Source organism: Mesorhizobium sp. M1328 (assembly GCF_040318075.1).
Lineage (GTDB): Bacteria > Pseudomonadota > Alphaproteobacteria > Rhizobiales > Rhizobiaceae > Mesorhizobium.
This window is the reverse complement of the sequence record NZ_JAMYLO010000015.1, coordinates 64302-78626: the sequence shown is the minus strand read 5'-3', so window position 1 is coordinate 78626 and position 14325 is coordinate 64302. Positions and strand designations below refer to the sequence as shown.

Annotated in this window: 12 protein-coding genes, 1 tRNA gene and 1 pseudogene; 4 read left to right on the top strand and 10 right to left on the bottom strand. The window is 62.8% G+C overall.

The genetic code is table 11. The annotated features are described in order from the left end of the window. The first annotated feature begins 65 nt into the window (after nucleotides 1–65). Nucleotides 66–758, top strand: a complete 693-nt coding sequence (locus tag NKH23_RS23510) for a winged helix-turn-helix transcriptional regulator (protein ID WP_292659138.1) — start codon at nucleotides 66–68, stop codon at nucleotides 756–758. 47 nt (nucleotides 759–805) lie between these two features. Further along, a tRNA-Arg gene (locus NKH23_RS23505) sits at nucleotides 806–882 on the top strand. A 442-nt stretch (nucleotides 883–1324) separates the two neighbouring features. On the opposite strand, the gene ssuD is transcribed toward NKH23_RS23505, so the two are convergent. From ssuD to NKH23_RS23455, 10 genes and pseudogenes are all read right to left on the bottom strand, one after another. Continuing rightward, on the bottom strand, nucleotides 1325–2476 hold the full coding sequence (gene ssuD / locus NKH23_RS23500) for an FMNH2-dependent alkanesulfonate monooxygenase (RefSeq protein ID WP_353035456.1): 1152 nt from the start codon (nucleotides 2474–2476) through the stop codon (nucleotides 1325–1327). 44 nt (nucleotides 2477–2520) lie between these two features. Further along, nucleotides 2521–3369, bottom strand: coding sequence for an ABC transporter permease subunit (locus NKH23_RS23495; RefSeq protein ID WP_352910266.1), 849 nt, complete (start codon nucleotides 3367–3369; stop codon nucleotides 2521–2523). Continuing rightward, entirely contained in the window at nucleotides 3366–4160 is a 795-nt protein-coding gene (locus tag NKH23_RS23490; RefSeq protein ID WP_352910263.1) for a taurine ABC transporter ATP-binding protein, read from the bottom strand. The genes NKH23_RS23495 and NKH23_RS23490 overlap by 4 nt, the downstream gene beginning before the upstream one ends. Nucleotides 4161–4227: 67 nt before the next feature. Continuing rightward, a complete protein-coding gene (tauA, locus tag NKH23_RS23485) occupies nucleotides 4228–5235 on the bottom strand; it encodes a taurine ABC transporter substrate-binding protein (RefSeq protein ID WP_353015066.1) in 1008 nt (335 codons plus the stop codon). Between the two features lie 260 nt (nucleotides 5236–5495). Then, nucleotides 5496–6026 (bottom strand): annotated as a pseudogene (locus NKH23_RS23480) (NAD(P)H-dependent oxidoreductase); the annotation flags it as partial. Between the two features lie 134 nt (nucleotides 6027–6160). Continuing rightward, complete coding sequence (locus tag NKH23_RS23475) at nucleotides 6161–7216, bottom strand: aldo/keto reductase (RefSeq protein ID WP_353035453.1); 1056 nt, start codon at nucleotides 7214–7216, stop codon at nucleotides 6161–6163. A 20-nt stretch (nucleotides 7217–7236) separates the two neighbouring features. Further along, entirely contained in the window at nucleotides 7237–8184 is a 948-nt protein-coding gene (locus NKH23_RS23470) for an ABC transporter ATP-binding protein (protein WP_353035451.1), read from the bottom strand. Further along, nucleotides 8162–9157: an ABC transporter ATP-binding protein gene (locus NKH23_RS23465; RefSeq protein ID WP_353035449.1), complete on the bottom strand. Its 996-nt coding sequence runs from the start codon at nucleotides 9155–9157 to the stop codon at nucleotides 8162–8164. The genes NKH23_RS23470 and NKH23_RS23465 overlap by 23 nt, the downstream gene beginning before the upstream one ends. Nucleotides 9158–9159: 2 nt before the next feature. Then, entirely contained in the window at nucleotides 9160–10158 is a 999-nt protein-coding gene (locus NKH23_RS23460; RefSeq protein ID WP_353035447.1) for an ABC transporter permease, read from the bottom strand. Then, entirely contained in the window at nucleotides 10158–11144 is a 987-nt protein-coding gene (locus NKH23_RS23455; protein ID WP_353035445.1) for an ABC transporter permease, read from the bottom strand. Before NKH23_RS23455 ends, NKH23_RS23460 begins: the two co-directional genes overlap by 1 nt. A gap of 315 nt (nucleotides 11145–11459) precedes the next feature. Here NKH23_RS23455 and NKH23_RS23450 point away from each other — a divergent pair, with 315 nt between their 5' ends. Both NKH23_RS23450 and NKH23_RS23445 read left to right on the top strand, forming a co-directional pair. Further along, on the top strand, nucleotides 11460–13070 hold the full coding sequence (locus NKH23_RS23450) for an ABC transporter substrate-binding protein (RefSeq protein ID WP_353035443.1): 1611 nt from the start codon (nucleotides 11460–11462) through the stop codon (nucleotides 13068–13070). Nucleotides 13071–13136: 66 nt separating this feature from the next. After that, nucleotides 13137–14321 (top strand): LLM class flavin-dependent oxidoreductase, encoded by a 1185-nt coding sequence (locus tag NKH23_RS23445; protein ID WP_353035441.1) that lies wholly within the window; start codon nucleotides 13137–13139, stop codon nucleotides 14319–14321. Nucleotides 14322–14325: the final 4 nt, after the last annotated feature.

Genomic DNA, 14325 nt, shown 5'->3' with positions numbered 1-14325 from the left:
CTGTACTCGCCGCACCGCTGGGAAAGGCCTATGGTCCCGGCTGAGTTTGAGGGGAAGGCAACATCATGACCCAGGCCGGATACAAACAGTTCTGCCCGTTATCGATGGCCGCGGAGGTGCTGTGCACCCGCTGGACCATGGTTCTGCTTCGCGAATTGGTGGCGGGCTCGACCCGTTTCAACGATCTGCGCCGCGGCGTCCCCAAAATGTCGCCGACCCTTCTGTCGCAACGGCTCAAGGAGCTTGAGCTGGCCGGGATCGTCGAGCGCAAGGAAGTGCGCGGCGAGAAAGGCATCTTCGAATACCGGATGACAGAGGCCGGCCGGGATCTGCGTTCCGTCGTCGAGGCGATGGGCTTTTGGGGGCAGAAATGGGTCGAGTCGCGGCTGTCGCTGAAGAACCTCGATCCGTCGCTGCTGATGTGGGACATGCGGCGCAACCTCAACGCGTCGCCGCTGCCCGACGGCCGCACGGTGATACAGTTTCTGTACCAGGAGCTCCCCGCCTCCAAACGGTCGTGGTGGCTGATCGTCGAGAAGCACGGCGAGGTCGACCTCTGCTGGTACGATCCGGGCTTCGATGTCGATCTCTACGTCTCGACCGACCTGCACACCATGACCGAAATCTGGATGGGGCTGATCACCGTCGAGAAGGCCGGGGCGAAAGTCATCTTGACGGGCGACCAGGATATCGCCCGCAAAATGCAGACCTGGCTGGGCCTGAGCCCGTTCGCGGTCGAACCCAAGCGAGCAGCCTAGCTGCCTCTTGGCGAAACGATCCGAAGCGGTTATGTGTCGGGCGCGATGGTCCCGTAGCTCAGTAGGATAGAGCGGCAGATTCCTAATCTGTAGGTCACAGGTTCGATTCCTGTCGGGATCACCATGCTTTTCAAGGACTTAGCGAGAAACTCGCCGTACTTTTTTTACGAGATTTTGCGAAATTAGTACGGCGAATTTCGCAGACCTTCAAACTTTGGGGACGCATGCCTGAGGAAGAAACGGCTCAATTCCACTGCGAAGTGGAGCGCTACGATACCCGATTGGGAGTGGTCATCGGGTGTTCCCAATCACCCTCGGAACTCGATTTGAAGTCTGTCGTGTCTTTCCGCGCCCACACGACCCCCGCAAACTCGTGACGGAAATCGTCCACATACCCCGTGGCGCAGGACCTGTCCGGCACCTAGACCGTCGACGAAAGGCAGCGCAGTCAACCCCGCCTATGTGGCCTCTATGATATCCGTTTCGACACCTGCCTCTGACGTCTTTCGCGGCGGTGAATTGCGTAACGAAAGGACATCTTTCTGGCCGAAGCTGTCAGCACGACATCACGAAGCGGACGCGGCGACTTGGGGAAGGACACCGCGCCCGAACTCGACATCCCAGCTACGCTCCTGGGGTGCGGATTCGCCGCTCAGCCCAAGTTTGGGGAAAAGCAGTTCGGCGACGTTGAATGCCTCTTCGAGATGCGGGTATCCGGACGCGATGATTGTTTCAATGCCGATCTCCTGATACTCGCGAATGCGTGTGGCAACATTGTCGGGACTACCCACCAGTGCCGTTCCCGCGCCACCACGCACCAGTCCAGGTCCCGCCCATAAATTAGGGCCGACGACCAGCCTATCGCGCCGGCCTTGATGCAGCGCCGACATGCGCTTCTGGCCGACGGATTCCGAGATGTGGACAAATCCCTTCTGGGCCTCCGCGATCAAATCGTCGGTAACATGGCTGATCAGCCTGTCGGCAGCGGCCCACGCCTCGTCGTCGGTTTCGCGTACGATCAGATGAATGCGAAGGCCGAAGCGCATCGTCCGGCCTTGCGCCGCCGCGGCCACCCTGACGCGCTCAATCTTTTCGGCAAGCTGGTCTACCGGTTCACCCCAGCTCAGATAGGTGTCCACGTGCTTGGCGGCGATCGCGATGCCGGCATCCGAAGAACCTCCGAACCAGAGTGGCGGATGCGGCCGCTGAACTGGCGGGAAGGAAATGTCAGTGCCGTGGGCGGAAAGGTACTTGCCCTCGAAATCCGCCGGCTCGCCCGAAAGGATGCGCCGCCAGATGGTCAGGAACTCGTCGGTCTGCGCATAGCGCTCGTCATGACTGAGCTTGTTGCCGTCGCCGGCGAGGTCGGCTGGATCGGCACCGGTGACGACATTGAGCAGGACGCGGCCGCCGGAGATGCGGTCCAGTGTGGCTGCATGACGCGCAAACAGCGCCGGTGTTCCGCTGCCCGGTCGAAGTGCCACGAGGAACTTCAGCCGTTCGGTAAGCGGGATCAGCCCGGCCGCCACGATCCAGGCGTCCTCGCACCGCGTTCCGGTGGGCAAGAGCACGCCCTTGAAGCCAAGCCGGTCGGCGGCCTGGGCGATCTCCTTGAGATATCCGAAGGTTGCCGGGCGGTGCCGCTCGTCGGTGCCGAGATACGGTCCATCGCCATGGGTCGGCAGGTACCAGTAGAGATCGAGCGGGTTGCTGGACATCGGATTGTTCCTTCAGCGATGCGGAATGTGTGGAAAGGCAATCGTCAGAGCTTGCCCTTCCAGGGGATGAGACGGTGCTCCAGCCAGCGCATGCCGCTGGTAAAGGCGAAGGCGAGGACAGCGATGACGATGAGGCCGACGAAGACGACGTCGGTGGCGAGGAAATTGGCCGCCGACATGATCATGTAGCCAAGGCCCGACTGGGCCGCGATCAGCTCGGCCGCGACCAGCGTGGACAAACCGGCGCCGATGGCAATCTTCAGGCCGGTCATGATTTCCGGCAATGCGGACGGCAGGATGATGCTGGTGAACAGTTGTAGGCGGCTGGCGCCAAGCGACAGCGCGGCATTGATGCGTTCGGCCGGCACCGACCGGACGCCGGCCTGTGCGGCAAAACAGATCGGGGCGAAGGTCGACAGCGACAGGAGCACAATCTTGGAAGTTTCGCCGATGCCCAGCCAGATGATCAGCAGCGGCAGGTAGGCCAAAGGCGGCAGACCCCAGTAGAGATCGATCGGAACGCTGAAGATGCCCTTGACCCAGCGATTGAGTCCCATCAGCAGGCCGAGCGGAATGCCCAGGAAAATGCCGACACCGAGCGCCGCGGCGATGCGGCCGAGACTGGCCAGTGTGTGCTCGAGGAGCGTACCGTTGGCATAGCCATCGGCCCAGACGGCGCTGAACTGGGTCAGTACCTCGGCGGGCGACGGCAGGAACAGCGGCGACGCCCAGCCGAAGCGCGTGGCCAAAAACCACAAGGCGATGAGCGACGCCAGCGTAACCAGGCTGATGCCGAACGTGCTTGTCGATGCGGACCGTCGCGGCTGAGGAGACGGCCTGCGGCGGGTCGTTGAAGGCTGGAATGAAGTTGGGGAATTGGCGGCAAGCGTCATTGCAAGGTTCCTGTGCGGGCGCCTTCCGGCTGGTGGATGAGCGAGCGGATTTCCTGCCGCAGTTCGATGAAGCGCGGGTGGGACTGGATCGGCCCGATGTCGCCGCTCTCAGCGAACTCGCGAACGAAGTCGGCGTCGAACCGGGCAACGATGCGGCCCGGCCTGGGCGACATCACGACGATGGTCGTGCCGAGCGTGAGGGCTTCCTCGATTGAATGGGTGATGAACAGGATCTGCTTGCCGGTCTTGGCCCAGACCGAGGCCAGCAGCTGCTGCATCGTCTCGCGCGTCAGGCTGTCGAGGGCGCCGAACGGCTCGTCCATCAGCAGGATCTTCGGATCGGTGGCCAGTGCCCGCGCGATGCCGACGCGCTGGCGCATGCCGCCGGACAGTTCATAGGGCGGCTTTTCGGCGAAATCGGCGAGCCCGACCAGTTCCAGCAGACGCCTCGACCGCTCATGACGTTCGCTGCGCCGCACGCCCCGGTATTTCAAGCCGAGCGCAACATTGTCCAGCACATTGGCCCAAGGCAACAAGGTGTCTTTCTGGAAGACGACACCACGATCGCCGCCGGGCGCGACAATCTCTTTTCCGTCCAGTGTGATCGTGCCTTCGCTGAGCGGCAGGAAGCCGGCGATCGCGTTGAGCAATGTCGACTTGCCGCATCCGGAGGCACCGACCGCGACAACGATGGAATCGGGTGCGATGTCCAGCGAGACGTGGTCAAGCGCGTGCACGTCCTGGCCGTCCGAGGCTGGAAAGGTGACGCTGGCATCGCGGATTCGAAGCATGGTGGCCTCCAAGCAGTCTGGCTGGCGAGAATTCCGCCAGCCAGAACCGAATGTCGTTGGTTGATTTTTAGTTCGAAGCCTTGGCAGCGTCGGCATATTCCGGATCGGCGAACGCAGCGTAGCTGTCCTTGATGGCGGTGATCTTCTTCTGGTCCTTCAGGAAGCCGGCGGTGTCCTTGAGGATTTTCGCAACGGCGCCCTTCTCACCACCGCCCAGCCATTTGTCGGAGACCTGCTCGTCGAGCGGCGGAACGACTGTCGTCTTCAACTGCTCCGAATTCTCGGCCGCCGTGCCACCCTGCAATTTAGCGATCGCCTTGGCGCTTTCGGACTCCGGTCCCCATGCGGCCGGGTTGCTCAGGTAGGCCGTGTTGTAGCCGTCGATCAGCCGGACATACTGGCCGAGAAAGTCGCGATTGGCCTTGGCGAAATCGCCGGTCACGACCAGCGCGCTGAAGGTCGGCGCGCCCCGATCAGCGACCTGGCCGGCGGTGAGCAGGACCTTGCCGTCCTTCTTGAGTTCGGAGAGTGCCGGATCCCAGACGAAAGCCCCGTCAATGTCGCCGCGCTTCCAGGCTGCGACGATTTCAGGCTGCGGAATGGCGATGACCTGGGTTTCCTTCTCCGAAATGCCTTCCTGCTTGAGCACGGCGAGAAGCTGGTAATGGTCCGTCGATACGGGTGCGGCGGCAAGCTTCTTGCCGCGCAGGTCGGCCGGCGACTTGATATCGGGCCGCACCACCAGAGCCTCGCCGTCACGGGAGACCGAGGAGATGTAGAACGCCTTCACGTCGATGCCCCTGCTGACGGCAGCGGCGAACGGGCTCGAGCCGACATCGCCGATCTGGACGTCGCCGGATGCTATTGCCGCGAAAATGTCAGCGCCGGAATTGAAGCGGCGGAATTCGATGTTCCAGCCGGTCTTCTTGGCAAGATCGCCATTGGCGATGCCGAGATTGTAGGGGTTGGCGCCGGTCTGGTAGGCGATGACGACTTTCTTATCGGCGGCAAGGGCTGCGACCGATGTGGCCGCTATGGCAAGCCCGACAAGGGCGGCGGAAATCAGTTTTCGCATGGGATCTTAATCCTTTTGAACAGAGGGCAAACCCCTCGACTGCCCGCTCCATTCAAAGAGCGTTGGATTAAAGTCCACTGATATTATAGACTTAGATAGAAATGGAATTCTGAAAATCAGCTCGCGCTTAAAAAAGAATTCGGATTAGACGGCACGCTGTCGCCTTCGGGTTTATTCACGCGCAAAAGCGGGGTGCTTACGGGCCGCGCCTTGGCTATATATATATCGCCTATCAGGCACTTGCCTTGGCACTTTATCCGTCAGCCCGAAGCCGCCCGGACCAGTTGGCTCGTTGGCTGCCGCGCTGAAAGTAGGGCGACGAATTGGTCCACGGCCTGTCCGGCGCGCGCCAGGACCAGCGGATCCACAAGCTTGCCATCGGAAAAATCGCTGTCGCTGCCGTACACGGCGCTTGGCACGGTCAGCGCCGAGTAGAAGCCGAAGAGCGGGCGGAGCTGGTGTTCGACCACCAACGCATGGCGCTGGCCACCACCCGTCGCGCCGATCAGAACCGGCCGGTCGACGAGCGCCAGCGGATCGATAAGGTCGAACAGATGCTTGAACAGACCGGCATAGGAGCCGTTATAGACCGGCGTCGTAACGATCAGCGCGTCGGCCTGTTCGACCGCGTCTACCACATTCAGCGCCTCCGGAGTCAACTCCTGCCGCGTAAATGCTGCGCCCAGACCGCGGCCGGCATCGACAAGATCGAGAAAATTTACCGTGACAGACAATCTTTCGCGCAGCGCCTCACCCAGATGATGCGCCAGCGTCCGTGACTTCGACGGCCTGTGGGTGTTGCCCTACAGCACGACGATGTTCTGGCGCAGCCGTTCGACATGGAAATTCATGGGCTCTCTCATCTGTCCGAAGCAGTTGGAAAGTCGGGCGGGGCCGCCGGCCCCGCCATGTCGTCGGCGACTTATCAGGCGGCGCGTAGAGGCCGCGTCAGCGGGATCGGCGCGGCCGGCTCCGAGCGCGGCACTCGGCCTTCGACCGGATGGCTCGGATCATTGAACCCATGCGTTGACGCATGGCCTGCGGTGACGAGGCGGTCGACAAAGGCCTCGTCCTCGGCGCTCAGCTTGAAGTCCAGCGCCTTGGCGTAGCTGTCCCACTGTTCCTCGGTGCGCGGGCCGGCGATCACCGCCGTGATCAGACGGTTATTCAGCACCCAGGCCAGCGCGAAATCGGCGGCCGAGACACCGCGCGACTTTGCGTGCGCCGCAATCTGCCTGGCGATCTCGATCGATTCGGGGCGCCACTCGGTCTCGGCGATGCGCTTGTCGCCACGGCCGGCCCGAGTGTCGGCCCCGGGTGCCTGGTTCGGCTCGTATTTCCCGGTAAGCACGCCGCGCGCCAGCGGGCTGTAGGAGACGACGCCAAGACCAAAATAGGCGGCTGCCGGCAGCTGCTCGGCCTCGGCGGTGCGGTTGACGATGTTGTAGAGCGGCTGGCTGGCCACCGGCCGGTCGATACCGAGTTCATCGGCCAGATGCGCGACTTCCGCGATACGCCAGCCGCGGAAATTGGACACGCCGAAATAGCGCAGCTTGCCCTGGCGGATCAGGTCGGCGATGGCCCGCACCGGCTCCTCCAGCGGCGCGTCGAAGACGGCGCGGTGGAAGTAGAACAGGTCGATATAGTCCGTTCCAAGGCGCCGCAGGCTGTTCTCGACGGTCTGGATCACCCACTTGCGTGAATGGCCGCCGAGATTGGGACCCTTGTCATGCGAGTTGACGAATTTGGTCGCCACGACCCAGTGATCGCGCGTCGCCTTTATGCCGCGGCCGACGACTTCCTCGGACTTGCCATTGTGGTAGACGTCGGCGGTGTCGATGAAATTAATGCCTTGCTCGCGCGCCTTGTCGATGATGCGGTGGGCGACCGTTTCCTCGGTCGGCCCGCCGAACATCATCGTGCCGAGGCTGAGCGGCGAAACCTTCAGGGCGCTCCGGCCGAGATAGCGGTAGTCGGACATTTTTCTGCTCCGTTGAAGTTTCAGTTGAGGGTTGGTTCGGCGTAGTGGCAGGCGACGTGGTGTCCCCGCGCGATCGCCCGGAATGCCGGTTCCTGCGAACGGCACAGATCAGTCGCCAGCGGGCAGCGCGTGTGAAAGCGGCAGCCGTTCGGGATGTTCTGCGGGCTCGGCAGATCACCATGGATTGGTGCTGCCCGACGGCGGCGCGCCGGGTCCGGCACGGCGTCCATCAGCGCGCGCGTGTAGGGGTGCTTGGGCGAGGTCCACAGCGTCGCGTTGTCGGCGCTTTCGACAATGCGGCCGAGATACATGACCAGCACCCGGTCGGCAAAATAGCGGACCACCGACAGGTCATGCGAGATGAACAGGTAGGACAGGCCGAGCTGCCGTTTCATGTCGACCAGCAGGTTGAGGATCTGCGCCTGGATCGAAAGGTCGAGCGCCGACACCGGCTCATCGCAAACGACCAGTTCCGGGTTGAGGATCAGCGCCCGGGCGATGCCGATGCGCTGGCGCTGACCGCCGGAAAATTCATGCGGGTAGCGGCCAAGCGAATCCTTCGGCAGGCCGACACGCTCGATGATGTCCTCGACGATTTTGCGTCGCTCGGCCTTGTTGCCGATGCCATGGACCTTCAGCGGCGCCGTCAAAATGTCGCCGATCGTATGACGTGGATTGAGCGAGGCGAACGGGTCCTGGAAAATCATCTGGATGTTGCGGCGCGCCGCCTTCAGCCGGCGAGCGTCGAGCACGGTGATGTCGGTGCCGTTGAATTCTATTCTGCCGCCGGTCGGATCGACCAGCCGCATGATGGTCTTGCCGAGCGTCGATTTTCCGCAGCCGCTTTCACCGACGAGGCCAACCGTCTCGCCGCGCCCGACCTTCAGGGAAACGCCATCGACGGCGCGCAGTGCGCCGCCTTGGGCCTGGAAATGCGTGAAAAGGTCAGAGACCGAGAGCAGCGCCATGCGCAACCTCCGGAATGAAGCTGTAGGGACAGGCGACGAGCCGATCTTCGCTGACTTCGACGAGATCGGGCACGAATTGGGCGCAGCTGTCGCGCGCCACCGAGCAGCGCGGCCGGAACGGACAGCCCTTCTCTCCGGCGGCCGAGACGATGCTGCCGGGAATCTCCGTCAGCCTGGCGTCGCGATAGTGGAGATTGGTCTTCAGCCGCGGCGACGCCGCCAGCAGGCCGCGCGTATAGGGATGAAGCGGTGTTCTGAACAATGCACCGGGTAGCGCCTGTTCGACCTTGCGGCCGGCATACATGACGACGACCTTGTCGGCCCATTGCGCGACGACGCCGAGATCGTGGGTGATGAGCACGACGGCCATCGAGAGTTCGCGGCGCAGCGTATCGAGCAGGTCGAGCACCTGTGCCTGGATGGTGACGTCCAGTGCCGTCGTCGGTTCGTCGGCAATCAGCAGGCGCGGCCGGCAGGCAACCGCGACGGCAATCATGACGCGCTGGCGCATGCCGCCGGAAAGCTGGTGGGGATAATCGTCGATGCGCCGCTGCGGATCGGGAATGCGCACCAGCGAGAGCAGTTCGATCGCCCGCGCTCGCGCGGCCTTGCCGCGTATGCCTTCGTGCAGCGTCAGTACCTCGGTGATCTGCCGGCCGATGGTCAGCACCGGGTTGAGCGAAGTCATCGGCTCCTGGAAGATCATGGCGATCTCGCGCCCGCGCAAATTGCGCATCGCCTTCTGGTCGAGGCTGAGCAAATCCCTGCCAGCGAATTCGATCCTGCCATTGGGGATCTTCGCCGAGCGCGGCAGAAGCTGCATCAGGGCAAGTGCCGTCAGCGACTTGCCGGAGCCCGATTCACCGACGATCGCCAGCGTCTCGCCTTCGCCGACCTCGAAGCTCAGCTGGCTGACCGGCTCGGTGGTTGGAAAGCGAACCGTCAGATTGTCGACCCTTAGCAAGGCAGCCATCTCTAGCGCTCCTGCGAGAAGCGCGGATTGAGCGCGTCGTTGAGGCCGTCGCCGATCAGGTTCAGCGCCAGCACGGTAAAGACGATCGCCAGTCCCGGCAGTGCTGTCAGATACCAGGCGGTGCGGATCAGTTCCCTGCCCGCTCCAATCATCGAGCCCCAGCTGACGACATTGGGATCGCCGAGGCCCATGAAGGACAGCGCCGATTCCATCAGGATCGCGGTCGCCACCATCACCGACGAGGTCACGATCAAAGGCGGCAGCGCATTGGGCAGGATCTCGCGGAAGATGATGCGGGCATGGCCGTAGCCGAGGCTGCGGGCAGCCATGACGAAATCCTTCTCGCGGATGGCCCGAAATTCGGCGCGGGTCAGCCGCGCCACCGTCGGCCAGGTGATGACGGCGATCGCCACGGTTACGACAAGCGCGGTGGGCTGCGCGATGGCCACCATGACGACCAGCAGCACGAAGCTCGGTATGGTCTGGAATATCTCGATCAGGCGCACCAGCAGGTCGTCGATCCAGCCGCCGAAATAGCCGGCGGTGGCGCCGACAAGGATGCCGAAGCTCAGACCAAGCGCTGTCGCCACCAGGCCGACGAACAGCGAAATCCGCGCGCCATGCAGAATGCCCGAAAGCACGTCGCGGCCCATGGAATCGGTGCCCAGCGGGAAAGCCGGATTCTGCCCCGGCCACAGGAAGGGCCGCGCCACCATCGACAGCGGATCGGCGGGATAGAGAACGGGCGCCAGCAAGGCGGCCAGCACGACCAGCGACAGGAACACCACGCCGAACATGGCGTTGGGATTGCGCAGGAAAACCTTCAGCGCCCGGCCACCGGCGGCAATCGGCACCGATGCCGCCGAGGCGGAGCGCGCGTCGGGCGCGTGAAGATTGCTCCAGCTCTTCGCTTCGGGTTCAGCCGGTGCCGCAGGCTCGCGGGCGTCGGCATAGGCGCGGCGCGAGCGGGTGTCGCCGGCGGCAAAATCGGTGGAAGCCATCAGCGTACTCCGATGCGGGGGTCGAGCCAGGCGTGCAGAACGTCGACGGTCGCGTTGGCGACGATGACCAGCAGCGACGACAGCAAGAGGATACCAAGCAGGACAGTGAAATCGCGGCCCATGACCGCCTCGAAGGCGAGACGCCCGAGGCCGGGCCGGGAATAGACGGTCTCGACAACCACGGCGCCGCCGAGCATGCCGCCAACATGCATGCCGGCCATGGTGGTGATCGGGATCAGCGCGTTGCGCAGGACATGCCGGATGGTGATGACGGTCGGCGACAGGCCCTTGGCGGCGGCGGTGCGCACATAGTCCTGCGACTGGACTTCCAGCATCGCCGCCCGGGTCAGCCGCGCATAGATCGCCACGTAGAACAGCGCAAGCGACAGCGCCGGCAGGATCATGTAGCGCGCCTTGTCCCAGAGGCTGGCAAGGCCGGTCAGATTGCTGCCGATGGTTCCCGAACCGCCGCTTGGCAGCCAGCCGAGCTTGACCGAGAACAGCACGATCAGCATCAGCCCGATCCAAAAGCCGGGAATGGAATAAAACAGCAGCGAAACGACCGACAGCAGACGATCCGGCAGGCGCCCGGAAAACACCGCCATCAGCGCGCCGAGGACCAGGCCGAGCGCAATGGCGATGGTCAGCGCCACCGCCATCAGCAGCAGCGTCCCTGGCAGCCGCTGACCGATCAGGTCGGCGACCGGCATGCCGTAGCGCGGCGAAAAGCCGAGGCTGAAATGCGCCAGATTGTAGAGATAGTTGAACAGCTGGACGAGCAGCGGATTGTCGAGCCCAAAGCGCTGGCGCAGTGCCGCCATGGTCTCCACCGTGGCCGAACCAGCCTCGCCGGCCATGACGTCGGCCGCATCGCCGGGCGCGAGCTGCAGCAGAAAGAAATTCAGGATGACGATGCCCAGAACCGTCGGCACCGCCTGGATCGCGGTGCGTCGAAACGTTCTGCCAATGCGCGTCAGGGTCGACATCGTTTTCGCTATCCCGGCTGTGGCTGACGATGTGGGTTTGCTGTTTTCCCGGAAAGGTCCGTGCTTTTTAGTTGACAAGATTTATAGACATTGTCAAACCTGTTTTAAGAAATTTTGTTCCGTAAATGGCAATTTTGCAGAATAGAATTTTATTTCATGCTACAAAATTAGCAGTTTGAAGTATGAAATCTTACGCTTGGGGGCAGGTCGGCCAAATCTTTTCGCAAACGGGCCCGCTCTTGGAACGATGGATTTTTCACTCGACTGCCGACGACCGGCCGACCGATGCCGGCAGCAAAAAAGGACCAGGGCGCGATGTCTCATTTCCTCATTCCGAACCGCCGCAGGTTCCTCGGCATCTCGGCAGCCGCGCTCGGAGCGACCTTGTTGCCTGCATCGCGCAGCGCCTACGCCGCCGAGCCGAAACAGGGTGGAACGGCGACACTGGTGCTCTCGGCTGAGCCGCCGGTGCTGACGACGATCGCCCACACGGCATTCAATTCGGTCTACGTCTCGGCAAAGACCACAGAGGGCTTGCTGACCTATGATTTCGATCTCACGCCGCGCCCGTCGCTCGCCAGGCAATGGTCGGTCAGCGACGATGGGCTGCAATACACGTTCAAGCTGCGCGAAGGCGTGAAGTGGCATGACGGCAAGCCGTTTACCGCCGCCGACGTCGCCTATTCGATCGCCACGATCAAAGAGGTTCACCCACGCGGCCGCAACACCTTCCTCAGTCTTGTCGACATCCAGACACCGGATCCGCTGACCGTGACGCTGGTTCTGTCGAAGCCGGCGCCTTACCTGATCACGGCGCTGGCCGCAGCCGAAACACCGATCGTGCCGAAGCACCTCTATGACGGCACAAAGGCAGCCGAAAATCCGGTCAACGTCGCGCCTGTCGGCACTGGCCCGTTCGTCTTCAAAGAATGGGTTCGTGGCAGCCACATCGTCTACGAACGCAACCCTGACTATTGGGATGCGCCGCGCCCCTATCTCGACCGGCTGATCGTGCGTTTCATCCCCGACGCTTCGGCGCGCGCCCTGGCGCTGGAGACCGGCGAGATCGATCTGGCGCCGGCAACACCGATCCCATACAGCGATTTGCAGCGTTTCGAAACACTGCCGCATATCGGCTTCGAGAAGCAGGGCTATCAGTATTCCAATGGCATCAGCCGGGTCGAGTTCAACCTGGAGAAACCCTATTTCCAGGATGTTCGCGTCCGCCGCGCCTTCGCCCATGTCATTGATCGCAACGTCATTCGCGAGACGATCAACTATGGCTATGGCGCGACCATTCCCGGTCCGATCAACCCCAATCTGAAGAAGTGGTTCGTACCCGACCTGAAGACCTACCCAGTCGACACTGCCGCCGCCGAGAAACTGCTCGACGGAGCAGGCTTGCCGCGCGGCGCCGACGGCACGCGGCTCAAGCTTGTCCACGATTATGTCCCGAGCGGCGAGACCTACAAGCGCGGTGCCGACTACATCAAGCAGGCACTGGCCGCAGTCGGTGTCGAAGTCACGGTACGCAGCCAGGATTTCGCCACCTACACCAAGCGCATCTACACCGACCGCGACTTCGACTTCACCTTCAACGGCATGAGCAATCTGTTCGACCCGACGGTCGGCGTGCAGCGCCTCTACTGGTCGAAGAATTTCAAGCCGGGCGTACCGTTCTCCAACGGCTCGAAATACAGCAACCCCAAGGTCGATGAACTTCTTGAAGCGGCCGCCGTCGAGGTCGACCACGAAAAGCGCTTCGAGCAGTGGGCCGCGATCCAGCATATCCTCGTCGAGGACCTGCCCGACATCGGCATCGTCAGCCAGCCGGAAATCACCCTCTACAATAAGCGCATCGCCGACCACACGGTGGGCGCCGAGGGCAATGCCGGCTCCCTCGCAACAGCCCATATCGTTGCCTGATCCGCTGACCCGTGTGCGCGGTCCTTTCGCGCACGGGTTCCCTTCCTCCACCCGAGAAAGTTCGCCATGACGCTCGCCCACAAGCCTGGTTCCATCGTCGGCACGCCCTTCTTCAAGGCGCCGACCGACTATCCGGACAGCCCGCTGTCGAAAGCGCTTCAACAGCCGGTGCTGCTCGGGCTGTTCCTGCCGATCCAGGCCGGCGGCTGGACCAACTCCACCTTGCCGCGCTCGACCGACTGGCGCTTCGACTACAATCGCGACCTGACGCTGAAGGCCGAAGAGCTTGGCTTCGATCTCGTCTTTGCGCTCAGCCAATGGCTACCCAAGGGTGGCTATGGCGGGGTTTTCAATGGCCAGGCGCTGGACAGTTTTGTCTCCGTGGCAGCCATGGCCGCGATCACCAAGAAGATCATGCTGATTTCGACCATGCATGTTCTCTACGGCCCCTGGCATCCGCTGCATCTGGCAAAATTCGGCGCCACGCTCGACCATATCTCCGGCGGCCGCTGGGGCATCAATGTGGTCACCGGCCATCGCGCCGTCGAACACGAAATGTTCGGCTGGAACCGCATCGAGCACGACCGCCGCTACGAACTCGCCGCAGAATTCGTCGAAGTGCTGCAGCGGCTGTGGCAGGACGACGAGAATTTCTCCTTCTCGGGAGAATCGAGCTGGAAGCTCAATGGCGGCTTCGTCACGCCGAAGCCGAATTACGGCAGGCCGATCCTGGTCAACGCCACCGGCTCCGACGCCGGCATTTCCTTTGCCGGCCGCTATTCCGACATCGTCTTCGTCACCAGCCCGGCCGGCTCCGATATCGCCAGCGCGCTGGAGGCGCTGCCGGCGCATACGAAGAAGGTGAAGGACGCAGCCCTTGGTGTCGGCCGCAAGGTGCGCACGCTGCTCAATCCGCTGGTCATCAGCCGTCCCACGGAGAAGGAGGCCTGGGCGGTTGCCGACCAGATTGTCGCCCATGCCGATAGCCGCACGCCGAAAGGGTTCCAGACCTTCAACAGCGACGCCCAGGCCTGGAAAGGCCGCGAAGGCCGTGACGACCCCTACGCCAAGGTCGGCGGCAACATCTACCTCATAGGCACGCCCGAACAGATCGTCGACCAGTTCGTCAAGTTGAAGGACGCCGGCATCGACGGCCTGCAGCTGTCCTTCTTCGACTTCAAGCCCGACCTCGAATTCTTCGGCGAGAACATTCTGCCGCTGATGAAGCAGGCCGGCCTGCGCAACGCCTGAGGAG

Excerpts from the sequence above, each read along its gene's own strand:
- NKH23_RS23510 (WP_292659138.1), top strand. The coding sequence starts at position 66 with ATGACCCAGGCCGGATACAAACAGTTCTGCCCGTTATCGATGGCCGCG.
- ssuD (WP_353035456.1), bottom strand. The coding sequence starts at position 2,476 with ATGTCCAGCAACCCGCTCGATCTCTACTGGTACCTGCCGACCCATGGC.
- NKH23_RS23495 (WP_352910266.1), bottom strand. The coding sequence starts at position 3,369 with ATGACGCTTGCCGCCAATTCCCCAACTTCATTCCAGCCTTCAACGACC.
- NKH23_RS23490 (WP_352910263.1), bottom strand. The coding sequence starts at position 4,160 with ATGCTTCGAATCCGCGATGCCAGCGTCACCTTTCCAGCCTCGGACGGC.
- tauA (WP_353015066.1), bottom strand. The coding sequence starts at position 5,235 with ATGCGAAAACTGATTTCCGCCGCCCTTGTCGGGCTTGCCATAGCGGCC.
- NKH23_RS23475 (WP_353035453.1), bottom strand. The coding sequence starts at position 7,216 with ATGTCCGACTACCGCTATCTCGGCCGGAGCGCCCTGAAGGTTTCGCCG.
- NKH23_RS23470 (WP_353035451.1), bottom strand. The coding sequence starts at position 8,184 with ATGGCGCTGCTCTCGGTCTCTGACCTTTTCACGCATTTCCAGGCCCAA.
- NKH23_RS23465 (WP_353035449.1), bottom strand. The coding sequence starts at position 9,157 with ATGGCTGCCTTGCTAAGGGTCGACAATCTGACGGTTCGCTTTCCAACC.
- NKH23_RS23460 (WP_353035447.1), bottom strand. The coding sequence starts at position 10,158 with ATGGCTTCCACCGATTTTGCCGCCGGCGACACCCGCTCGCGCCGCGCC.
- NKH23_RS23455 (WP_353035445.1), bottom strand. The coding sequence starts at position 11,144 with ATGTCGACCCTGACGCGCATTGGCAGAACGTTTCGACGCACCGCGATC.
- NKH23_RS23450 (WP_353035443.1), top strand. The coding sequence starts at position 11,460 with ATGTCTCATTTCCTCATTCCGAACCGCCGCAGGTTCCTCGGCATCTCG.
- NKH23_RS23445 (WP_353035441.1), top strand. The coding sequence starts at position 13,137 with ATGACGCTCGCCCACAAGCCTGGTTCCATCGTCGGCACGCCCTTCTTC.